General features: G+C 64.6%; 17 protein-coding genes. 10 read left to right on the top strand and 7 right to left on the bottom strand.

Annotated elements, in window-relative coordinates; genetic code table 11:
* Positions 1 to 101: 101 nt before the first annotated feature.
* Positions 102 to 650, top strand: coding sequence for a peroxiredoxin (locus G3N95_RS34270; protein WP_205974519.1), 549 nt, complete (start codon positions 102 to 104; stop codon positions 648 to 650).
* Between the two features lie 75 nt (positions 651 to 725).
* Positions 726 to 1,250 (top strand): carboxymuconolactone decarboxylase family protein, encoded by a 525-nt coding sequence (locus G3N95_RS34275; RefSeq protein WP_205974520.1) that lies wholly within the window; start codon positions 726 to 728, stop codon positions 1,248 to 1,250.
* Between the two features lie 89 nt (positions 1,251 to 1,339).
* Here G3N95_RS34275 and ispF read toward each other — a convergent pair whose 3' ends face one another.
* Both ispF and ispD read right to left on the bottom strand, forming a co-directional pair.
* Positions 1,340 to 1,819, bottom strand: coding sequence for a 2-C-methyl-D-erythritol 2,4-cyclodiphosphate synthase (gene ispF, locus G3N95_RS34280; protein WP_205974521.1), 480 nt, complete (start codon positions 1,817 to 1,819; stop codon positions 1,340 to 1,342).
* Between the two features lie 71 nt (positions 1,820 to 1,890).
* Positions 1,891 to 2,601: a 2-C-methyl-D-erythritol 4-phosphate cytidylyltransferase gene (ispD, locus tag G3N95_RS34285; RefSeq protein ID WP_205974522.1), complete on the bottom strand. Its 711-nt coding sequence runs from the start codon at positions 2,599 to 2,601 to the stop codon at positions 1,891 to 1,893.
* Between the two features lie 271 nt (positions 2,602 to 2,872).
* Between ispD and mfd the strand changes: the two genes are divergently transcribed.
* The 5 genes from mfd to mscL all read left to right on the top strand — a co-directional run bounded on the left by mfd (position 2,873) and on the right by mscL (position 10,706).
* Positions 2,873 to 6,367 (top strand): transcription-repair coupling factor, encoded by a 3,495-nt coding sequence (gene mfd, locus G3N95_RS34290; protein WP_205974523.1) that lies wholly within the window; start codon positions 2,873 to 2,875, stop codon positions 6,365 to 6,367.
* A 4-nt stretch (positions 6,368 to 6,371) separates the two neighbouring features.
* The gene (locus G3N95_RS34295; protein ID WP_205974524.1) at positions 6,372 to 7,550 is read left to right on the top strand and encodes a M20/M25/M40 family metallo-hydrolase; all 1,179 of its coding nucleotides are present in this window, start codon (positions 6,372 to 6,374) and stop codon (positions 7,548 to 7,550) included.
* 153 nt (positions 7,551 to 7,703) lie between these two features.
* Entirely contained in the window at positions 7,704 to 8,951 is a 1,248-nt protein-coding gene (gene argE, locus G3N95_RS34300) for an acetylornithine deacetylase (protein WP_205974525.1), read from the top strand.
* A 79-nt stretch (positions 8,952 to 9,030) separates the two neighbouring features.
* Positions 9,031 to 10,053: a threonine/serine dehydratase gene (locus G3N95_RS34305; RefSeq protein ID WP_205974526.1), complete on the top strand. Its 1,023-nt coding sequence runs from the start codon at positions 9,031 to 9,033 to the stop codon at positions 10,051 to 10,053.
* A gap of 203 nt (positions 10,054 to 10,256) precedes the next feature.
* Positions 10,257 to 10,706: a large conductance mechanosensitive channel protein MscL gene (gene mscL / locus G3N95_RS34310; protein WP_205974527.1), complete on the top strand. Its 450-nt coding sequence runs from the start codon at positions 10,257 to 10,259 to the stop codon at positions 10,704 to 10,706.
* 104 nt (positions 10,707 to 10,810) lie between these two features.
* On the opposite strand, the gene G3N95_RS34315 is transcribed toward mscL, so the two are convergent.
* The 3 genes from G3N95_RS34315 to G3N95_RS34325 all read right to left on the bottom strand — a co-directional run bounded on the left by G3N95_RS34315 (position 10,811) and on the right by G3N95_RS34325 (position 15,147).
* Entirely contained in the window at positions 10,811 to 12,805 is a 1,995-nt protein-coding gene (locus tag G3N95_RS34315) for a response regulator (RefSeq protein WP_205974528.1), read from the bottom strand.
* A gap of 85 nt (positions 12,806 to 12,890) precedes the next feature.
* Positions 12,891 to 13,382, bottom strand: coding sequence for a response regulator (locus G3N95_RS34320; protein ID WP_205974529.1), 492 nt, complete (start codon positions 13,380 to 13,382; stop codon positions 12,891 to 12,893).
* A 154-nt stretch (positions 13,383 to 13,536) separates the two neighbouring features.
* On the bottom strand, positions 13,537 to 15,147 hold the full coding sequence (locus tag G3N95_RS34325) for an ATP-binding protein (protein ID WP_205974530.1): 1,611 nt from the start codon (positions 15,145 to 15,147) through the stop codon (positions 13,537 to 13,539).
* 501 nt (positions 15,148 to 15,648) lie between these two features.
* Here G3N95_RS34325 and G3N95_RS34330 point away from each other — a divergent pair.
* Positions 15,649 to 16,146 (top strand): hypothetical protein, encoded by a 498-nt coding sequence (locus tag G3N95_RS34330; RefSeq protein WP_007750376.1) that lies wholly within the window; start codon positions 15,649 to 15,651, stop codon positions 16,144 to 16,146.
* Between the two features lie 109 nt (positions 16,147 to 16,255).
* Here G3N95_RS34330 and G3N95_RS34335 read toward each other — a convergent pair whose 3' ends face one another.
* Positions 16,256 to 18,733 (bottom strand): AsmA family protein, encoded by a 2,478-nt coding sequence (locus G3N95_RS34335; protein WP_205974531.1) that lies wholly within the window; start codon positions 18,731 to 18,733, stop codon positions 16,256 to 16,258.
* Positions 18,734 to 18,835: 102 nt separating this feature from the next.
* Between G3N95_RS34335 and G3N95_RS34340 the strand changes: the two genes are divergently transcribed.
* Together G3N95_RS34340 and fetB are read left to right on the top strand one after the other, a co-directional pair.
* On the top strand, positions 18,836 to 19,570 hold the full coding sequence (locus G3N95_RS34340) for an ATP-binding cassette domain-containing protein (RefSeq protein ID WP_205974532.1): 735 nt from the start codon (positions 18,836 to 18,838) through the stop codon (positions 19,568 to 19,570).
* Positions 19,567 to 20,373 (top strand): iron export ABC transporter permease subunit FetB, encoded by an 807-nt coding sequence (fetB, locus tag G3N95_RS34345; RefSeq protein WP_205974533.1) that lies wholly within the window; start codon positions 19,567 to 19,569, stop codon positions 20,371 to 20,373. The genes G3N95_RS34340 and fetB overlap by 4 nt, the downstream gene beginning before the upstream one ends.
* 115 nt (positions 20,374 to 20,488) lie before the next feature.
* Here the strand turns inward: fetB and G3N95_RS34350 are convergent, their stop codons facing one another.
* On the bottom strand, positions 20,489 to 21,049 hold the full coding sequence (locus G3N95_RS34350; RefSeq protein WP_205974566.1) for a DUF6013 family protein: 561 nt from the start codon (positions 21,047 to 21,049) through the stop codon (positions 20,489 to 20,491).
* Positions 21,050 to 21,618 lie beyond the last annotated feature (569 nt).

The following is a 21,618-nucleotide window of genomic DNA, read 5'->3' on the forward strand; positions in this document are numbered from 1 at the left end:
AGAGTTATAGTTTTTCTGTGTAACGCGTTCGTTACAGCCAGCAGGTAGTTTGAGCGGGTTGTTTATCGAATCTCATTTGCCAATTCTCAAGGAGCAAACGCATGAAAACTGTCGGCGATAAACTCGAAGCTTTCACCGTCACCGCTGCCAAGCCGGGTTTCAACAACCACGAAGAGAACGGCGTGTCGGCGTTCGAAGAAATCACCGAATCGTCGTTCCCGGGCAAGTGGAAGATCATTTATTTCTACCCGAAGGACTTCACGTTCGTTTGCCCGACGGAAATCGTCGAGTTCGGCAAGCTGGCAAAGGACTTCGAAGAGCGCGATGCCATTCTGCTCGGCGGCAGCGTCGACAACGAATTCGTCAAGCTCGCATGGCGCCGTGAGCACAAGGACCTCAACAAGCTGAACCACTACGCGTTCGGCGACGTGAAGGGCGAACTGATCGACCAGCTCGGCGTGCGCGACAAGGAAGCCGGCGTCGCACTGCGCGCGACCTTCGTCGTCGATCCGGACAACACGATCCAGCACGTGTCGGTGAACAACCTGAACGTCGGCCGCAACCCGGAAGAAGTGCTGCGTATTCTCGACGGCCTGCAAACCGACGAACTGTGCCCGTGCAACCGCGCAGTCGGCGGCGCAACGCTGTAAGAATGTGCAGTCGAAAGCCCGCTAAGCTCGAAAGGCCAGCGGGCTTTTTTATCGGCAACCTGATAGGAGATATCGATGGAATTCATCGCGACGATTAAGGAAGCAATTCCCGACTACGCCAAAGACATTCGCCTGAATCTGGACGGCACAATCGCGCGCTCGTCGCTGGAAGGCAACGACGCCGTCGGCGTCGCGCTGGCTGCCGCGTTCGCTGCGAAGAGCCCGAAGATCATCGCCGCGATCCGCGAAGCGGGCGTGCTGTCGCCCGAAGAAGTGAACGGCGCGCTGACGGCCGCCGCGTTGATGGGCATGAACAACGTCTGGTATCCCTACGTCGAGATGACCGACAGCGCCGATCTGAAATCGCAGCCGGCGGGCTTGCGGATGAACGCTTACGCGTCGCACGGCGGCGTCGACAAGCGCCGCTTCGAGATGTACGCGCTGGCTGCGTCGATCATCGGCAAGTGCCATTTCTGCGTGAAGTCGCACTTCGACACGCTGGTCAACGAGGGCATGAGTTCGACGCAGCTGCGCGACGTCGGCCGGATCGCAGCTGTCGTCAATGCGGCGGCGCAAGTGATCGTTGCTGAAGGCAAGTAAGCGACCCACAGCTCCATGAAAAAACGCCACGCGATCCGCGTGGCGTTTTCGCTCTTACGGGCGTTGGATATGCGCCCTGACCCGCGAGTTCAGACGCGCAGCAACAGCGCGGCCGCTTGCGCTTCGATGCCCTCGCCTCGTCCCAGATAGCCGAGCTTCTCGTTGGTCTTCGCCTTCACGTTGACACGGTCGATGGGCAGGTTGAGGTCTTCGGCGATATTCGCGCGCATGCCGTCGATGTGCGGCGCGAGCTTCGGCGCCTGCGCGATCACAGTGCTGTCGACGTTCTGGATCGTGAAGCCTGCCTTCGCGATGCGCGCCGCGCATTCGCGCAGCAGCACACGGCTGTTCGCGCCTTTGAATTCCGTCGCGGTATCGGGGAAATGGCGGCCGATATCGCCGAGCGCGGCGGCGCCGAACAGCGCGTCGGTGATCGCGTGCAGCAGCACGTCGGCATCCGAGTGGCCGAGCAGCCCGCGCTCGTACGGAATCGTCACGCCGCCGATGATGAGCGGCCGTCCCGGCACCAGTGCGTGAACGTCGTAGCCTTGTCCGATTCTCAAATCCATATGCGTGGGGTTCCGTTGTTTCGTGAAAGCGTTGTGGCCAGCGCGAAGCCGGCTCGATGAGCGTGTTTGAGTCAGCCCGCCGCGCCGCGCCCGACGATGGCTTCGGCCAGATCGAAGTCCTCGGGATACGTGACCTTGAAATTGCGCAGACTGCCCTGAACCAGTTTAGGCGCGTGGCCGCTCCATTCGATCGCGCTGGCTTCGTCGGTGAGATCGTGGCCGTCGCTTTGCGCGCGCAGAATCGCGTCGCGCAACATGCCGATGCGGAACATCTGCGGCGTTTGCGCCTGCCACAGGCCGTCGCGCGGTTCCGTGTGATCGATGCGGTTGTCGGTGTTGGGCGTCACGCGCTTGAGCGTGTCGGCGACGGGCAGCGCCATGATGCCGCCCACGGCGTCGTCCTTCAGCGCGCCGACCAGCGCGCGGATCAGCGCAGGCGTAATGCCGGGCCGCGCGGCGTCGTGCACGAGCACCCAGTCGTCGTCGTGCGCTCCGAACCCGGCGAGCGCGTGCAGCCCGTTGAGCACCGACGCCTGCCGCGATGCCCCGCCGCAGCGCTGCACGGCGAAGCGCAGGCCGCCGAAGCGGCGCGCGTCGAAGTGCTGGTCGTCGGGCGCGATCACGACGAGCGTTTGCGCGAACTCGCTGCAGGCGTCGAACGCGGCGAGCGAATAATGCAGCATGTCGCGGCCCGCGACGGTGCGATATTGCTTGGGCATCGGCGCGCCGGAACGGCTGCCGGTACCGGCGCAGGGAATCAGTGCAAAGAGGCGGGAAGTCACAGAACGGGCGCGTTGCAGGTCAAAGTGAAGGACGGATTTTATAATAGGTCTTCGGCACGCACGTCCCGGCGCGCTTAAACTTGCCGATTGCTCCCGATTGCTTGCCGATCGCGCCTTCCAGCGACGCGCCAACCCGGCGTCCGCTGGCGGCTGTCATTGGCGCGTCGCGAGCCGCTGGCCGTGCGTTTGCTGTAGCCCGTTGCATCCTTATGTTCGCAGTCGATCGTTGATCCGTCGTTCATTGGCGTCACCCAAAGGCCGTTTCCCTTTTATGCCCGACATCGCCGCATCCACGCAGTCCTCTTCTTCAACGCCTGTCGCGCTCGTCAAGACCGGCCAGCGTTTTGTGTTCGACGGCACGCACGGCTCGTCCGACGCGCTGCTGATCGCCCGCTATCACCACGCGCACAAGGCGCAGATGCCGCTGCTCGCAGTCGTCTGCGCGAGCGCCGTCGATGCGCAGCGGCTGTCGCAGGAACTCGCGTTCTTCGCGCCGAACGCGCGCGTCCGTCTGCTGCCCGACTGGGAAACGCTGCCCTACGATTCGTTCTCGCCGCACCAGGACCTCGTGTCCGAGCGGCTCGCCACGCTTCACGATCTCGGCGAAGGCCGCTGCGACATCCTGCTCGTCCCGGCGACGACGACGCTCTACCGGATGCCGCCCGCCTCGTTCATGGCCGCGTACACGTTTTCGTTCTCGCAGGGCGAGCGTCTCGACGAAGCGAAGCTGAAGGCACAGTTGACGCTCGCCGGCTACGAACACGTGAGTCAGGTCGTGCGGCCGGGCGAATACTGCGTGCGCGGCTCGCTGATCGACCTGTTCCCAATGGGCTCGCCGCTGCCGTACCGGATCGACCTGTTCGACGATCAGGTGGATTCGATCCGCGCGTTCGATCCCGACTCGCAGCGCAGCCTGTATCCCGTGAAGGACGTGCGTCTGTTGCCGGGCCGCGAGTTTCCGTTCGACGAAGCCGCGCGCACCGCGTTTCGCAGCCGCTGGCGCGAGGTGTTCGAAGGCGATCCGAGCCGCGCGTCGATCTACAAGGACATCGGCAACGGCGTGCCGTCGGCGGGCATCGAATACTATCTGCCCCTCTTCTTCGAAGAGACGGCGACGCTCTTTCACTACCTGCCCGAGAACGCGCAACTGGTGTTCGTCGGCGATCTGGATGCCGCCATCCGGCGCTTCACGGCGGACACGAAACAGCGCCACGGTTTCCTGTCCCACGATCGCGACCGGCCAATTCTCGAACCGAAGCGCCTGTTCCTGTCGGACGACGACTTCTATACGTTCGCCAAGCCGTTCGCGCGCCTGTCGCTGCCCGGCAACGCGGGCGGCGGCTGGGCCGTGCCGCTGCCGAATCTCGCCATCGACCGCCATGCCGACGACCCCGTCGCCGCATTGCGTGCCTGGCTCGTCACGACGCCGAACCGCGTGCTGTTCGCGGCGGAATCGGCGGGCCGCCGCGAAACGATCGCGCAGCTGCTGGCCGACAACGAACTGCGCCCCTCTTCCGCCGACAGCTACGAAGACTGGCTGACTTCCGATGCGCGTTTCGCGCTCGGCGTCGCGCCGCTATCGAACGGGTTCGCGATTCCCGCCGAAGGCGTCGCGATCCTGACGGAAACGGAACTGTACGGCCCGCTCGCGCGCAAGGCAGGACGCCGCCGCCAGGAGCAGGCGAGCAACGTCGATTCGATGGTGCGCGATCTGTCGGAGCTGAAGGTCGGCGACCCGGTCGTCCATTCGCAGCACGGCATCGGCCGCTACATGGGCCTCGTGACGATGGATCTCGGCGAAGGCGAAACCGAGTTCCTGCACCTCGAATACCAGGGCGACAGCAAGCTCTACGTGCCCGTGTCGCAACTGCACGTCATTTCGCGCTACAGCGGCGCCGATCCCGAAAGCGCGCCGCTGCACGCGCTCGGCTCGGGCCAGTGGGAAAAGGCCAAGCGCAAGGCCGCGCAGCAGATTCGCGACACGGCCGCCGAACTGCTGAACCTGTACGCGCGCCGCGCGCTGCGCGAAGGCCACGCGTTCCCGCTCGAACCGCGCGACTACGTGAAATTCGCGGAAAGTTTCGGCTTCGAGGAAACGCCCGACCAGGCGGCCGCGATTGCCGCCGTGATCGGCGACATGACGAGCGGCAAGCCGATGGATCGCCTGGTGTGCGGCGACGTCGGTTTCGGCAAGACGGAGGTCGCGTTGCGCGCGGCCTTCATCGCGGTGATGGGCGGCAAGCAGGTCGCGCTGCTCTCGCCCACCACGCTGCTCGCCGAACAGCATACGCAGACCTTCACCGACCGCTTCTCCGACTGGCCCGTGCGCATCGCCGAACTGTCGCGCTTCAAGACGGGCAAGGAAGTGAGCGCGTCGATCCAGCAGATCAACGAAGGCAGCGTCGACATCGTGATCGGCACGCACAAGCTGCTGTCGTCGGATGTGCAGTTCAAGCGGCTCGGACTCGTGATCATCGACGAAGAGCACCGTTTCGGCGTGCGCCAGAAGGAAGCGCTCAAAGCGCTGCGCGCCGAAGTCGACGTGCTGACGCTCACCGCGACGCCGATTCCGCGTACGCTCGGCATGGCGCTCGAAGGCCTGCGCGACTTTTCCGTGATCGCCACGGCGCCGCAAAAGCGCCTCGCGATCAAGACCTTCGTGCGCCGCGAGGAAGACGGCGTGATCCGCGAAGCCATGCTGCGCGAACTGAAACGCGGCGGTCAGGTGTACTTCCTGCACAACGAAGTCGAAACCATCGAGAACCGCCGCCAGATGCTCGAAGCGCTCGTGCCCGAAGCGCGCATCGCGGTAGCGCACGGTCAGATGCACGAGCGCGAACTCGAACGCGTGATGCGCGATTTCGTCGCGCAGCGCGCGAACGTGCTGCTATGTACGACGATCATCGAAACCGGCATCGACGTGCCGAGCGCGAACACGATCCTGATTCATCGCGCCGACAAGTTCGGTCTCGCGCAGCTACACCAGTTGCGCGGGCGCGTCGGGCGTTCGCATCACCAGGCGTATTCGTATCTGCTCGTGCACGATCCGCAAGGTCTCACCAAGCAGGCGCAACGACGTCTCGAAGCGATTCAGCAGATGGAAGAACTCGGCGCGGGCTTCTATCTGGCGATGCACGACCTCGAAATTCGCGGCACGGGCGAAGTGCTCGGCGACAAGCAGTCGGGCGAGATCCACGAGATCGGTTTCCAGCTTTACACCGACATGCTCAACGACGCGGTGAAGGCATTGAAGAACGGCAAGGAGCCGGACCTCACGGCGCCGCTGGCGGCCACGACCGAGATCAACCTGCATACGCCCGCGATTCTTCCCGCCGACTATTGCGGCGACGTGCAGGAGCGTCTGTCGCTGTACAAGCGTCTGGCGAACTGCGAGCACAACGATTCGATCGACGGCATTCAGGAAGAACTGATCGACCGCTTCGGCAAGATGCCGCCGCAGGCCCACGCGCTCGTCGAAACACACCGTCTGCGCCTCGCGGCGAAACCACTCGGTATTTCGAAGATCGACGCGGGCGAAGCCGTAATCGGTTTACAGTTCATTCCGAATCCGCCCATCGACGCGATGCGGATCATCGAAATGGTTCAGAAGCACAAGCACATCAAGCTCGCGGGCCAGGACAAGCTGCGCATCGAAACGCGCAGTCCCGATTTCACGGTGCGCGTCGCGACCGTGAAGGAGACGTTGCGCGCGCTCGGTACGCCGTCGAAGGGCGCGGCCGATCAGCGCGTCGCGTCGTCGCGCTAGACGCATGACGGGCGCGGTCGACACGGCATCCATCGTCGAATTGTTGACGGCGCTCGTGCGCCTGCCGAGCCGCGGCGGTATCGATACGTGCGCGCCCGTGCTCGAATGTGCCGAAGCGTGGCTCGTCGCGCATGCGGTCGGTACGCGCCGGCTGCTTTCCGCCGATGGCGAGCCGCTCGCGCTCTACGCCGAAATTCGCGGCGCCGCGCCAGGGCCACATTACGTGCTCGACGCGACGCTCGACACGGCCAGCTTCGGCGACGAATCGACGTGGCGTTATCCGCCCCTCAGCGCGCAAGTCGTCGACGGCTGGCTGCATGGACGCGGCAGTGCCGACAGCAAGGCGGCCGTCGCGATCTTCGCGCACCTCGCCGCGGCGTTCGCGCGCCGCACCGATACATTCGCCGGCACGCTCGGCGTGCTGTTCGATCTCGACGAGCACACAGGGCGTTTCGGCGGCGCTCGCGCGTTCTTCGACGGAACGAATGCGTCCAGGCCCGACGGCGTGTTCATCGGCTATCCCGGCATCGACCGCATCGTGGTCGGCGCGCGCGGATTCATGCGCGCGAAACTGGTTGTGCGCGGCATCGCCGCGCATTCGGGCGCGAGCAGCACGCGCGGACTCAACGCGGCGATACGCGGCGCGCAGCTTGCCGCCGCCTTGAACGACACGTCGCTGCCCGTCGATCATGCCTTCGGACGCCCTGCCCAACTCACCGTGACGGGCATCCGTGCGGGCGACGGCACCTTCACCCGCGTTCCCGACCGTTGCGAACTCGACATCGATTGCCGCCTCACGCCAGACTTCGATGCAGCGCGAGCGCAGCGTGTGATCGAAGACATCGTTCGCGAACAGGACGCGCTATACGATGCATCGCTCGCAACGTCGATTGAATGGATGCCGGGCTGGCCCGCGTATCGCGTGACGGATTCGCATCCGCTCGCGAGTGCGCTGTATCGCGCGGCACACGACGAACTTGGTGTAGAACTGCCGCGCGTCGTCGCCGGTCCGTCGAACATCGGCAATTACCTGGCGTCGCTCGGCATCCCCGCGCTGTGCGGCTTCGGCGTGCAATGCGCCGGCATCCACGCCGCCGACGAACGCATCGAACTCGCCTCCATCGAACCCGTCTACCGCACTTACGAACGCGCGCTGCTCACCTTGCTTGCCGCCGCGAACTGACGATTCCGGTCGTCGGCGATATCGATTTCACGGTTCACGATCAATTGCTGCATCGCGCAAAGCCCCGCCGCGCGGGCGTCTGCCGTGATGAGCTTTGGCTAGTTAAGCGTTTTTTGGGTATCATCGAAAGACACCCAAGCTGGAGTTCAAGTCATGTCACAGGTCGCTGACAAAGCGCTGTCCGAACAATCGTCCACCCCTTCCGCTGCTTCCGCCAACGCTTCGTCTCCCGCTTCGCTTCCCTGGATCACGCGTCTCGTGTCGATGGACACGGTCAGCCGCAATCCGAATCTCGGACTGATCGAAACGGTGCGCGATTCGCTGCGCGAGCGCGGTATCGAAGCGACGCTCACGCACGATGAAAGCGGCAAGTGGTCGAACCTGTTCGCGACGATTCCGGCGCATGACGGCGAGACCCATGGCGGCATCGTGCTGTCGGGCCACACGGACGTGGTGCCCGTCGACGGCCAGAAATGGGACAGCGACCCGTTCAAGCCGGAAGTGCGCGGCGACAAGCTCTATGGGCGCGGTACCTGCGACATGAAAGGCTTTATCGGCGCCGCGTTGACGCTCGTGCCGCGGATGCAGCAGACGAAACTTGCGAAGCCGATCCATCTCGCGTTCTCGTTCGACGAAGAAGTGGGCTGCGTCGGCGCGCCGCTGATGATCGCCGACCTGATGAAGCGCGGCATCAAGCCGGACGGCTGCATCGTCGGCGAACCGACCAGCATGCGCCCCATCATCGCGCACAAGGGCATCAATGCTTACCAGTGCTGCGTGCGCGGCTTCGCGGCGCATTCGTCGCTTACGCCGAAGGGCTTGAACGCAATCGAATACGCGGCGCGCCTGATCTGCTTCATCCGCGACATGGCCGACCAGTTCCGCGACCAAGGTCCGTTCGATCAACTCTACGACGTGCCGTTCACGACGGCGCAGACCAGCACGATCAAAGGCGGCAACGCGATCAACACGGTGCCCGCCGAATGCAGCTTCGAGTTCGAATTCCGCAATCTGCCCACGCTGGATCCCGAGCCGATCTTCGCGCGCATCGATCAATACGCGCGCGAAACGCTGCTGCCCAAGATGAAGCGCGAGCACGAAGCGGCCGCGATCGAGTTCACGAAGATCGCCGCGGCGCCGGGGCTCGACGCAACGGAGCAGGCGGCCATCACGCAACTGGTGCGCGCGCTCACGGCGGATCAGGACAAGCGCAAGGTCGCGTATGGCACGGAAGCCGGCCTGTTCTCGCTGGCGGGCATTCCGAGCATCGTGTGCGGCCCCGGCGACATCCAGCAGGCGCACAAGGCGAACGAGTTCGTCGCGCTCGATCAGATCGCGCAGTGCGAACGGTTCCTCGAGAAATTCATCCACAGTATGTCGGTCGATGCGCACGCACATTGACCGAAGCAGTTGAGAAGGCAACAAGCACAACAACACGGCACAAGAACGCGGACCTCACCCACATACGAGTACGCACGCCATGTCCACTGCCACGCCGCAACACACCGACCGCACGATCGACGGCGAGGCGATACCGACGCTCGACGATATCGCCTCGCAGCACTTCGCGTTGACGCCGTGGGTCGTGCGAACGCCCGTGTTCGACCGGATGGATTTTCCGACGCTCGAAGGCACGCTCGTCAACTTCAAGTTCGAACTGCTGCAGGCAGGCGGCAGCTTCAAGGCGCGCGGCGCGTTCACGAATCTGCTCGCGCTCGACGCGGCGCAACGCAGCGCGGGCGTCACCTGTGTGTCGGGCGGCAATCATGCCGTGGCCGTCGCGTATGCGGCGATGCGCACGGGCATCAGCGCGAAGGTCGTCGTGATGCATGCGGCGAATCCGGCGCGGATCGCGCTGTGCCGCCAGTACCGCGCGGAAGTCGTGATGGCCGACAACGTGAACGAAGCGTTCGAGATCGTGAGGCGCATCGAAGCGGAGGAAGGCCGCTATTTCGTGCATCCGTTCAACGGCTACCGCACGGTGCTCGGCACCGCGACGCTCGGCTACGAGTGGGCGACGCAGACGCCCGACCTCGATGCCGTGATCGTGCCCGTTGGCGGCGGCGGACTCGCGGCGGGCATTTCGACGGCGCTGCGCCTCGCCAATCCGCGTGTGCATGTGTACGGCGTCGAGCCGGAAGGCGCGGACGTGATGAGCCGAAGCTTCGCCGCGAATCACACGGTCAAGATGAGCCACATGCATTCGATCGCCGATTCGCTGATGGCGCCGCACACGGAGCAATACAGTTACGAACTGTGCCGCCGTCATGTGGACCGTCTCGTTACGGTCACGGACGACGCGCTGCGTGCCGCGATGCTGACGCTCTTCACGCAACTGAAGCTCGCCGTCGAGCCGGCTTGCGCGGCCGCCACGGCCGCCCTGCTGGGGCCGTTGCGCGAGCAACTGCAAGGCAAGCGCGTCGGTGTGCTGCTGTGTGGGACCAACACCGATCCCATCACGTTCGCCGCGCACATAGAACAGGCTCGGGCCGCCGAGGTCTGAGCCGCCTGGTTTGAGCCGCTCGATGCGCCTGTTTCTTGCAGGCCCGGCGTTTGCGGACACTGACAGCTCTTCGTCACTTCTGCGACATATCTGCCGAACGAATCGGCCATTTCCATGCGTCGTGGCGATCGGACGCTAAATCATTTCACGCTGCACCGATCGTTGGCTATTATGTCGCCATCGACTTCAAGGAGAACTGCCCGATGAGCTTAGTCACGGAATTCAAGGAATTTGCCCTCAAAGGCAACGTAATGGACCTCGCAGTCGGTGTGATCATCGGCGGCGCGTTCTCGACGATCGTCAACTCCGTCGTGAAGGACCTGATCATGCCTGTCGTCGGCGTGGCGACGGGCGGCCTCGATTTCTCCAACAAGTTCGTCCTGCTCGGACACATACCCCCGAACTTCAAGGGCAATCCCGATTCGTACAAAGACCTGCAAACGGCAGGCGTCGCCGCGTTCGGTTACGGCTCGTTCATCACGGTCGCGATCAACTTCGTGATTCTCGCGCTGATCATCTTCATGATGGTCAAGTTCATCAACAAGCTGCGCGCTCCGGAGCCGGCCGCACCGGCTGCGCCGCCGCCCACGCCGGAAGACGTGCTGCTGCTGCGCGAAATCCGCGATTCGCTGAAGAATTCGCCGCGCGTCTGACGGCGCAACGCTGACGCGGCACTCACGCAGTGCCGCCTGCAAATGACACAAGGGCCTGTCGAGCGACAGGCCCTTGTCGTTTTCATACGCGGCGAAGGGCGCTGCTAGCCCGTCCGCGCTTCGCCGCCCGCCTCCTTCTGTAACTTGGCCACCGCCGCCCCCTCCATCACCTGCTCGAGTTGCGAAAAGTTGACGGGTTTGGTCAGATGCGACGTGAAGCCCGCTTCAAGGCAGCGCCGGATGTCCTCGTCGCTGCCGAAGCCCGTCAGCGCAACGGCAGGCGCATCGTCGCGTTCGCGGAATACCTTGATGAAATCGAGGCCCGTGCCGTCGGGCAGACCCACGTCGCTGACGATCAGATCGAAGCCGGCGCTTTGCGTCGCGGCGAGCGCATCGGCCACGCGACCGACCACAGTCACTTCGTGGCCGAGCGCGCGCATCAGTTGCGCCATCACTTCGGCCGTGTCCGCGTGGTCTTCGATCAGGAGGATAGTCAGCCCGCCCGCTGACTGCACGCTCGCGGCTTCGGGCGCGGCAGGCTCGGCGAGCGGCTCTTCGGCCGTGGGCAGCGTGATCGTGAAGGTGGCGCCGCAGTGCGCGCCCGGGCTTTGCGCGGTCACGGCGCCGCCGTGCGCGTCGGTGAGCGCCTTCGTGATCGCGAGCCCGAGACCCAGCCCGCCGAACTGCCGCGACATGTTCTGACTGCCCTGCTCGAACGCATTGAAGAGCTTGCCGATCTGCTCAGGCTCGATGCCGACGCCCGTATCTTCGATCGAAATCTGCACCTGCATCCGTTCGTCACGCGTGCGCACATAGATGTGGCCGCCGTCCGGCGTGAACTTCGCGGCGTTGCGGATGAGGTTCCACAGCATCTGCTGCAGTCGCGCACGGTCGGCGAGCACGAAATGATGCTGTGCGCGCGTGTCGACATGCACGTCCTGCTGCTTGGTCTGGATTTCGCTGCGAAACAGTTCGAGCACGCTGTCGATCACGTCGTGCACGTCGACGGTTTCCAGCGACAGCCGCAGCTTGCCGTTCGCCACCCGCGTGAGATCGAGCAGATCGTCGATCAGCCGCGCTTCGAGTTCGACGTTCCGGCGAATCATCACGACGCCTGCGCGCACCGCGTCGGGCAGATCCGGCATGATTTCGAGCATGCGCGCACCCGCCAGCACGGGCGTGAGCGGCGTGCGCAATTCGTGCGACAGCATCGCGAGGAAACGGTCCTTCGCGCGGTTCGCCTCTTCGGCCGTTTGACGCGCGGCCTGCTCGGAAGCGAGCAGGCGCTCGCGCTCCTCGATGGCTTCGCGTTGCGAATGGACGTCCGTGCAATTGCCGAACCACTTGCTGATGACGCCGCCCGCGTCGTGCACCGCGGCGATGCGCACATCGAACCAGCGATACGCACCGTCGCGCCGGCGAATCCGGATCTCGCTACGGAAGTCGCTGCCGTCGCCGCGCGCCGTTTTGAGCCAGTTGCGGCGCGTGTCTTCGCGATCGTCGGGATGCACGGCATCGAGCCACGCAAGGCCCAGCGCGTTCGGACCGTCCAGCCCCGTGTATTCGACCCATTGCTTCGAAACGAAATCGCAGTCGCCGTTCGCACTGCACGTGAAGACGAGGTGCGGCAGCGCCTCCGACAGCATCCGATAATGCGCCTCGCGCTCGCGCAGCAGCAGCGCTTCCGCCGACTCCCGCTGCAGCCGCATCTGCGACAGCACCCGTTCGACGGCTTCGGGCAGATAGTCGAGATAGTCGCCCGCTTTCGGTACCACGTCGGACACGCCCGAGCGCAGCGCTTCGATCACGCGCGATTCGTCCGTGAAGCCGGTGACGAGAATCGCGGGAATGCGTACGCCTTCGCCGCGCAGGCGCCGGAAAAAGTCGAGCCCCGTCTCCGCGCCGTCGAGCTGATAGTCGAGCACGATCAGATCGGGCGGACTCGCGGCGATCGAGCGATGCGCAGCCTCGACGCTGCTGCTCAGTTCGACCCGGCAGCCTGCGCGCTCCAGCGACTTGCGCGCAAGGCGCAAGATCCCTTCGTCGTCGTCGACGACGAGCACGAGCGCTGCGGGTGGCGTGAATACGTGTTCTGTCATGCCAGATGATTCAGATCAATGGAACGAACGAGGACTTCAGTGGCGCAACGACTACGTGGACGATCTTCGACGCGAGCCCTGGTGCTCAAGCCGGTGCATAGCGCTGCCCCGGCGGCAGCTTCACGACCTGCAGGAAAAAGCCCAGGCGCCGCACGGCCTCGATAAACGCATCGTATTCGACCGGCTTCGTGATGTAGACGTTGCAGCCGAGTTCGTAGCAGCGCTCGATTTCGCGCGGATCGTCGGTGGTCGTGAGGACGATCACGGGCATCGACGCCGTCGACGGCGATTCCTTCAGCCGCCGCAGCACCTCGAAGCCGTCGACGCGCGGCATCTTCAGATCCAGCAGCACGACGTAATTCGCCAGTTCGTCACGCGACGGACGGCCGTCGGTGCAATTGCCCGCGCGCGGCTCGCCGAAGAAATAATCCAGCGCCTGCTGGCCATCGGTAAAGCGGATAAACCCGTTTGAAATACCCGCGCGCCGCAGATTGCGCTCGACGAGCGTCGCGTGCCCGTCATCGTCTTCGACCAGTACGATGCCAACCGACTTACCGACCGCTTCCCCGTGTGACATGTTCCCTCCGGCGCCTTGTTGCACCTGCATTTATGCGCTGCGCGTTGGCTGCGACCGCGTCCAATGGTACGACCCACTGCCCGATATTATGCGGGTGTTGGCTTACGGCTTCTTGCACGTTTGCACATGCGCGCGGCACGCCTTCATGCGTGTATCAGTGGCGCAGCGGGTGATCGGGCAGTGTGACGAAGAACGTCGAGCCCGCGCCCTCCGCCGATTCGACCCACACGCGTCCGCCATGACGTTCGACGGTGCGCCGCACGAGCGCGAGGCCGACGCCCTCGCCTGGCGCGACATCGCCGTGCAGCCGCTGGAACGCGCGAAATACTTTCGACATATACGCGGCGGGAATCCCGAGTCCATTGTCGCGCACAAAGTAGGTGCGTGTGGGAGAAGCCGAGCCGTGCGCGCTGTCTTCCTGCTGCCCGTCGAGCGCGCCGATTTCGATGCGACCCGGCCGAGACGGATCGAGAAAGTTGATCGCATTCGACAGCAGCTGGCTGAACACCTGCTCGATCGCGAACGGATCGCCCCATGCCGTCGGCAGTTCACGCACGACGACGACGGCATGGCGCTCGTCGATGCGCGGTTGCAGCGTATCGACGACCCGCGCGACCGCGCGCCCGACGCTCACGCGCTGCCATTGATATTCGAGCCGGCCCGCACGCGAAATAAGCAGCAGCGCTTCGATGATGGCCGCCGCGCGCGTCACCGACGAGCGCACGAAGCGCAGCGATTCCTGCACGTCCCCATCGAGCACATCCGCAAGCCGCTTGTACTCGTCAGCGGGCAAACGGGCCTCGACGACGGTTGCGCGCAGCTCGTCGCACGAAACCTGCAGTTCCTTCGAGAAGCCCTGCATGTTGACGAGCGGCGAGCGCAGGTCGTGCGACACGCTATAGATGAACATCTCGTTGTCCTGCGTCTCCTGGCGCAGCGTGTCGTTGACGCTTGCCAGTTCCGCCGCGCGCGCCTGCAGCGAGACCTTCAGCGCGGCCTGATTCTGGTCCGCGACGCGCAGCAGCCCGCTCGTTCGATGCAGCGCGGCATCGAGCGCCGCGATTTCGTCGTTTCCCGCCAGCGGTGCGGGCAGCGGCCGCCCGTCGGCGAGGCGCTGCGCATTGTCCGCCAGCACGTCGAGCCGCCGCCCGATGCCGCGCGCGAACGCGAACGCGGTGCCCGCCCACAGCAGCATCGAGCCGATCACGGCGCCCACCAGCGCATATTGCTGGCGCTGGCGCGTGCGAGTGAGCGTTGCGTTACGCTCGCTTTCGAGCCGCGATGCTTCGTCAATGAACGTGTGCAACTGCTCGCGAAAGCCCACCACCTGCGCGGGCAACTCGCCGCCTTCGAGCGTGACGAACGGCCTCATCGTCGCGCCCGTGCGCAGCGACTGCGCGACGGACAGCGCCTGCTGCCGGTAGCTGTCGACGGCCTCGCGCATGCGCTGCACGCGTGCGGCCTGATCGGGCGTATCGGCGACCGCCTGTTCGAGACGCCCGAGCCGGTCGCCGATATCGACCCACGCCGCATGACGCTCCATGAACGACAGATCGCCTGCCGCGATGCCCGCGCGCACGCGCGCGACCTGCCGCAGCACGGGGTTTTCGAGCGCGGCCGCCTGATAGAGGATCTGCTTGCTGTCCGACGAGCGCTCGACGGCGGCCGCCGTCTGCGCCTGCATGTCGAAGACGACGCCGAGCAACGCCAGTTCGATGGCGCTCGGCAACGCAATCAGCAATAGACCTTTGGTGAACAGTTTCATGGATGCCTGGCGCAGTGCGGCACGAACGTCCAAAGCGACGTGTGCCGCGTTCCCGACATGTGGAACGGGCGCGCGAATGATGAGTCGCGCGCATGCATCGTCGCCGTGCGCGGCGCGTTTAGCGTCGACGCGCGGCGGACGCCATCGATATTTTCACTCATGCACTGCGTCCGGCGCCCGGACATGCCGGCCTGATGCGCGTCAAAAAGCGCGCCGCAACTGGGACGCCGCCATTATCAGCGGGCGCAACGGATATTTCAATTCGCGCGAAGAAGGTGCTGGCGCACATAAAAATGTCTTTTTTTAAGGGTCCGGAAACACGCGCAGCGCGGGTGAGTCTATTATTGAGACCAGATGCACAGGGGATGCGAAAGCGCACGGCGACGCGATTCGGCCTGATTCGCACGGACGATGGAGTGAGACAGACGAATCACCGTGTATCCGGCATTTTCGTATGCTATAAAAGATCGACGTGCGGCGCGCGAAGCCGGGAGTGGTCGCATGAGGACGCTGCGTTTCTTGCAATTCTTTTTCAGGCGAGTTTTTATGTCCTTCCCGAAAAAGCGCAGGCGCGCGAAGGTGGACGGCGACGAGTCGTTCCTCGCCGTGCTGCGACACTTCAAGCCATTCGGTCAGCTCGACACCAAGATTGCACGCGCCCGCGCGCAGGACGAGCCTGTGCTGTACGCGCATGTGCTGCCGGGACTCGACGTCCTGCTGTGCAGCGTGCGCGGCGCCCATCCGCCCTATCCTGCTGTCGCCGAATTGCGCAGGCGCTGCATCGAATCGATTGCCAACGCGCTTGAGCAACCGCTTGACGGACTCGAGAACGGCGGCTACTGGTACGAGGCGGACGGCTTCGGCTTCCTGGTGTTCGCGAGCCGCGCGAGAGCGCGCATCCTGCCCGAGTTCGGTGCGACACGCACGGCGGCCAGCACGCGACGCGGCGTGCGCCGTCAGGACGCGGCGGGCGACGCGACACCGCGCTCGCTGCGCTGAATCCCGTTCATACCTTCACGCAATTCACATAAAGACACGGCCGCGAGATTTCGCGGCCGTGTTGTTTTGCGAGCGCCTCTCGTCGAACCGAAAGCGACGCTCGCGTGTATCAACTCCCCTTGTAATCCGCTGCGTGCGCAGGTCCCGGCAGCGACGCGCCATTGACGGGCGCCGCCGGTTTCTTCGACGGCGCCGCCGACGGTTCGGCCTCCGATGCGCCCGGCGTCCCCGCCGGCAGCTTCACGCCCTTGCCGGCTTTCTCGCGCTGCCCCGGCGGCGGGGCAGTCGGATGCTCGGCCTGCATCGCCGCCATCAGTTGCTGACACGGCAGCGGCTTGTTGTTGCTCGGCGCGATCAGCGGAATCAGCGCCGCGAATGGATTGATCAGACCGAGGCCGATCATCGCGCCGCCACGCGCTGCAAGCGCCGCAGCATTCACGCCGACGTGCGGATCCTTGAAGGTGCCTTTCACATAGAGCGGCGAGCGCAGCGAAAAAATGCGGAAGCCCTTCGTATGCGGGTGCACACCGAGATCCATCGACTCGTTCTTCATGTTCACCGTGCCGTCGACGTTGATCACGGCGTCCTGCGTATCGAGCGCGAATACGCGCGAATCGAGCACGCCGTCCGTGACGACGAAGTCACCCGCCGCGCAATTGATCTGCACATCGCGATTGCCGAACAGCTTTTCGTAGACGACGTTCGCGACGTTCAGCCCGGCCGCTTCCATCAGCAGACGGCTGACGGCGCCATCCGTGACGAGCAGCTTCACTTCGCCGTTCGACGTGCCCGCGAGCGCCGCGGGCGAATTACCCGTCGCCGACAGCGCCGCATCGCCGTTGATTTCGCCGAGCGCGTTCTGCATCGTCTTCGCCGTCGGCATCAGTTGCTTGAGTTTCAGGTGACGCGCTTCCGTCGAGAAGCGGCCTTGGAGCGGCGTCGTGCTGCCGTCGAGATGAATATTCGACGAAAGAGAGCCGCCCGCGACGCCGAATTTCAGCGGCTCCAGCGACAGCACGCCATCCGTCATCACGAGGTGCGTATAGAGATCGGTGATGGGCAGCGCGGGGTCCTTGATGATGCGGCGGCCCGTGAATTTCACGTTCGCGTCGATCGCCTTCCAGCGGTCGGTCTTGAACTCCTCGGTCGGCAGCGCCTTGTCCGATGGCTGACGCGAGGTGTCGCCGCGCTTCTTCTTGCTCGCGTTGCTATCCGCGCCGATGATCGGCGCGAGATCCTTGAACTGCAACAGATTCGAGACAAGCGCCCCTTCGAGCAACGGACGCGTCGGACGTTGTGTATAGACGACCGTGCCGTTCACATCGCTGCCGCCGACGCGGCCTGTAAAATTTTCATACCGGAACACGCTCGCACCTGGCTTGAAATTGCCGATCAGGTGGCCTTCCGTCGCGTATGGCGGCGTCTCGGGCAGCGTGATGCCCGTCAGGTCGTACAGATGGTCGAGGCTCGTGCCTTGCAGCCACAGGCGCAGGTCGACGGCGGCCAGATGCGCGGGGTCCGTGACGGTGCCGACAAGGGCGATGCGCAGATCGCCCGCCTTCACGTCGGCCTGCACCGGGAACGGCCGCGACATGTCCTGCAACGCGAGCACGCCGCCGAGTTTGCCGTTGCCCGATACGGGAGAGCGGTTGTAGGTGCCCTTCACCGTCCAGCCGATGCCGTATTGCGGCGCGGAAGGGCGCTGCGCGACGGCCGTGCCTGCGGGTGTGCCCGTCGTCGAACTGGCCGGTGCGCCCGATGCGGCAATGGCGGTGGATGCGCCCGCACTTGCAGTTGCGACGGGCGTGGATGCTGATACCCCCGACGCAGCAGGAACACCAGGCGCCACCGCCGACGCGGCCGATGCCTCAGACGCCGCCGCCGCTTTCGCCTGCGCGGTCAACTGCTTCGCGCCCCGCTGGCCGACCACTTCCGCCGACGCTTTACGCGACGCCTCTTCCTGCTGCTTCATGGCTTCGCCGATGGGTATCGGCTGGCCCAGCGTATCGACGACCGCCTGCATCTCGATCTTCTTCTGCTGATCGGAGAGCGCGATGTTGCCTTTGTTCAGCTGGATGTCGTGCAGATCGAGCTTCCACTCGGACGGCTGCGCGGACGACTTCAGCTTGAAGGTCCAGTTGTTGCGTCCGTCGAGCAGCCGTTCGAGATCGATCGAGGGATTCACCAGATTGATCGCGGGAATCACGATGTCGTGCGCGAGCAGCGGCAGCACCTTCACCTGGAAGTCGATCTCGTCGAGCGTCGCGAAGTGTTTCTGCCGGGTCCAGTCGGGATTGGCGATCGTGATGTTCTGCGCCGAGAAGCGCGGCCACGGCACCCACGCATGCCAACCCGTTTCGCCGATGGGATGCCGCCAGCCCACCTTGAGATCGCCCTCGATCGCAAACGGCCGTCCGATCGCTTCGCTGACCTTTTCGTTCACATAGGGCCGCGCGCGATTCCAGTCGAAGGTGAGAATGAAGACCGCGAGTACCGCGATCAGTATGAGCAGCACGGCGATGAGCCATGCGAGGGTCTTGCCTATCGTCTTGCCGATCGTCATGCCAGCCGAATGCAGCACAGCCATGAGGGCTCCGGTGAAATGCCTGCGTCATTGGTCTGCGCAGCACGTCGTGTGCCCGCGTGCCTGCTTCGCTATGATGATGCGCTGCGACAGTTTTCAACGACCATGCCCCACAATACAGACCCCACGGACGCGCCCATCGTCGAGGCGCATGACATCATGCGGCGCGACCCGACGCGCGGCCAGACGCTGCTGCATCCAACCCGCATCGCCATTCACCCGGGCGAGCGCATCGCGATCACGGGCCCGTCGGGTTCGGGCAAGAGCGTGTTCATGCGTGCGCTCGCGCTACTCGATCCGCTCGACGGCGGCGAGGTGCGATGGCGCGGCCAGCGGATTGCGCGCGCAACGATCCCGCGCTATCGGCGCCACGTCGCATATATCCGTCAGCGCCCGGCACTGCTCGACGGGAACGTCGAAGACAATCTGCGCTACCCGTACACGCTGCACGCGTATCGCGACGTGCGCTTCGATCGCGCTCGCGCCGCGGCGCTCGCGTCGCAGGCGGGCCGCGCGAGCGATTTCCTCGACCGCTTCGCGAACGAGCTGTCGGGCGGCGAAGCGCAGATCGCCGCTTTGATCCGCGTGCTGCAACTCGAGCCTGACGTGCTGCTGCTCGATGAACCGACGGCGTCGCTGGATCCCGAATCGGCGCTTGCCATCGAAGGACTCGTACGCGCGTGGTTCGACGCCGCACCGCAGGCGCGCGCGTGGTTGTGGGTGTCGCACGATCCTGCGCAGGCGGCGCGCGTCAACAACCGTCATCTGACGATGCGCGCAGGCGTACTCGACGATCCGCATGCCGCGCCGTCCTTTCATGTCACGGAGGCCCCGCGATGAGCCTGCAGAACCTCAGTCTCTGGGACGTCGCGCTCGCGGCGCTGCTGATCGTCGTGAACGGCGCGGTGTCGGTGGCGCTGAAGCTCGATCTCGAACGCAAGCTCGCGTGGGCCGCCGTGCGCACCGTCGTTCAGTTGCTGGCGATCGGCTATGTGCTCGCGTGGGTGTTCGCGTACAACCGCTGGTACGTGGTGCTGCCGTTGATGTTCGTGATGACGCTGATCGCGGGATTCGCCGGCGCGGGACGCGGCACGCGTACCTACGCGGGGCAACGCGCGGACAGCATCATGTCGATCTGGGCGAGCGCGTGGCTGGTCGCTGCGGTCGGACTGTTTCTGGTGATCCGCATTCGCCCGTGGTACGAGCCGCAATATGCGATTCCGATTCTCGGGATGATTCTCGGCAACACGCTGACGGGCGTGTCGCTCGGTATCGAGCGGATGACGGAGGAACTGACGGCGCGCCGCGACCGCGTCGACATGGCGCTCGCGCTCGGTGCGACGCGTTGGGAGGCCGCGCAGGGACCGGCACGCCAGGCCGTGCGCGCGGGCATGATTCCGACGCTGAACCAGATGGCTGTGGTGGGCGTCGTGAGCCTGCCCGGCATGATGACGGGTCAGGTGCTCGCGGGGCAGTCGCCCGTGCAGGCCGTGCGCTATCAGATCGTGATCATGTTCCTGATCGCGGCGGCATCGGCGCTCGGCACGGTGGGCGCCGTGCTGCTCACTTATCGGCGGCTGTTTGCGCCGGAGCACCGGTTTCTCGCGTCGCGGCTGATCGAGCGTCGTCCAGGACGCAGTTGACGCTGGCTCTGACACTCATCCGTCCGGCATAGGGCGCATCGCATGTGCGACGTGCATGCCGGATGCAACCGATGCGTGTGCGTCACGGATTCGCCATGTCACCTGTGCCACCTTGTCACCGTTTCGCCGACACCGCCACCTGCGAGCCGTCGCTTAACGTGAGGGTTTTCGTGCTGCCGTTGGTGGGCATTGTGAAGCGCAGCACCTGGCTCACGCTCGTATAGTTTGGACACTTGAGCGACTTGCCGTTGTTCGACACGGTCTTGGTGCCCTTGGGCGTTTGTGCCTGGAAGTTCATCTGCACGGTGGCCGTGCCGTCTTTCGCGACGACGGGTGCGAAGCGGATCTGCGTCTGCCGGATCATCGCGCCGTTGGGATCGAGGGGCAGCGACGACAGGTCCGGGCAATCGCCGTCGACGGCGACGGGGCCGCCGGGCGGCACGGTTTTCCAGGTGAAGTCGTCGGACTCGCCCGAGCGGATGGTGCGTGTTTCCTGCGAGTTGCCGAACTGCTTCGACGTGACCTTGACGGTATAGCGGATGGGACCATCCGTGGCTGCCTGCGACGTGACGGTGATCGGCGTCGCTGCGTGCGCCGGCAACACGGCGAGCGCAAGCGTTGCGCATGCGAGAGAAGCCACAACAGAAACGGCGGGAAGTTTGACGCTGATGCTCATACTGTCACCTCGTTGTTGGGCAGCTGCTTGGGCATCTGGTGCGGTGTTGTCGCGCTTTTTGCCTGGCAGCGGTTTTTTTTGCATGATGCACGTGAAGTCTAACGCCAAGTGTGGCGTGTGTGGCGCGGTGTTTCCCCCGCTTGTCATGAGGTCGTTTTTCTTTGTCTGCGACGTAGTCGCCGGTTTGGTTTTGTTGCTGGCGGGCGCCTTGGTTTCGCTGGCATCCGCGGTTTCCAGCGCTGGCATCCGCGCGATGTTGTCTTGTTTCATGCGTTGCCCCTGTGCGGGGCGGCACCTACTTTTCTTTGCAGCGGCAAAGAAAAGTAGGCAAAAGAAAGCCGCTAACACCGCTAGCCCTTGTTCCTGCCTGCGGGACCCCGACGGTTCTTACGCTTCACGCGGCAACCCACTTGTTTGCGCCCGTTGCCAGCGGGCTACCTGCACGCATCACCCGCTTCACACTCCCGCGTCGCCGACTGCGTTACCAGACGTCTACCGCCGCCCAGGTGGCAAACTGTGTGTAGGCTGTCGCGATGGAAGTGCACCACTCCGGACTGAAAAGCGGATCG

The organism is Paraburkholderia sp. Tr-20389, from assembly GCF_017104565.1.
Lineage (GTDB): Bacteria > Pseudomonadota > Gammaproteobacteria > Burkholderiales > Burkholderiaceae > Paraburkholderia.

What these genes read in the sequence shown, in the direction of transcription:
- fetB (WP_205974533.1), top strand. Translation starts at nt 19,567, where the DNA reads ATGAGCCTGCAGAACCTCAGTCTCTGGGACGTCGCGCTCGCGGCGCTG.
- mscL (WP_205974527.1), top strand. Translation starts at nt 10,257, where the DNA reads ATGAGCTTAGTCACGGAATTCAAGGAATTTGCCCTCAAAGGCAACGTA.
- G3N95_RS34335 (WP_205974531.1), bottom strand. Translation starts at nt 18,733, where the DNA reads ATGGCTGTGCTGCATTCGGCTGGCATGACGATCGGCAAGACGATAGGC.
- mfd (WP_205974523.1), top strand. Translation starts at nt 2,873, where the DNA reads ATGCCCGACATCGCCGCATCCACGCAGTCCTCTTCTTCAACGCCTGTC.
- G3N95_RS34320 (WP_205974529.1), bottom strand. Translation starts at nt 13,382, where the DNA reads ATGTCACACGGGGAAGCGGTCGGTAAGTCGGTTGGCATCGTACTGGTC.
- G3N95_RS34315 (WP_205974528.1), bottom strand. Translation starts at nt 12,805, where the DNA reads ATGACAGAACACGTATTCACGCCACCCGCAGCGCTCGTGCTCGTCGTC.
- G3N95_RS34270 (WP_205974519.1), top strand. Translation starts at nt 102, where the DNA reads ATGAAAACTGTCGGCGATAAACTCGAAGCTTTCACCGTCACCGCTGCC.
- G3N95_RS34325 (WP_205974530.1), bottom strand. Translation starts at nt 15,147, where the DNA reads ATGAAACTGTTCACCAAAGGTCTATTGCTGATTGCGTTGCCGAGCGCC.
- G3N95_RS34330 (WP_007750376.1), top strand. Translation starts at nt 15,649, where the DNA reads ATGAGGACGCTGCGTTTCTTGCAATTCTTTTTCAGGCGAGTTTTTATG.
- argE (WP_205974525.1), top strand. Translation starts at nt 7,704, where the DNA reads ATGTCACAGGTCGCTGACAAAGCGCTGTCCGAACAATCGTCCACCCCT.
- G3N95_RS34350 (WP_205974566.1), bottom strand. Translation starts at nt 21,049, where the DNA reads ATGAGCATCAGCGTCAAACTTCCCGCCGTTTCTGTTGTGGCTTCTCTC.
- ispF (WP_205974521.1), bottom strand. Translation starts at nt 1,819, where the DNA reads ATGGATTTGAGAATCGGACAAGGCTACGACGTTCACGCACTGGTGCCG.
- G3N95_RS34340 (WP_205974532.1), top strand. Translation starts at nt 18,836, where the DNA reads ATGCCCCACAATACAGACCCCACGGACGCGCCCATCGTCGAGGCGCAT.
- G3N95_RS34305 (WP_205974526.1), top strand. Translation starts at nt 9,031, where the DNA reads ATGTCCACTGCCACGCCGCAACACACCGACCGCACGATCGACGGCGAG.
- G3N95_RS34295 (WP_205974524.1), top strand. Translation starts at nt 6,372, where the DNA reads ATGACGGGCGCGGTCGACACGGCATCCATCGTCGAATTGTTGACGGCG.
- G3N95_RS34275 (WP_205974520.1), top strand. Translation starts at nt 726, where the DNA reads ATGGAATTCATCGCGACGATTAAGGAAGCAATTCCCGACTACGCCAAA.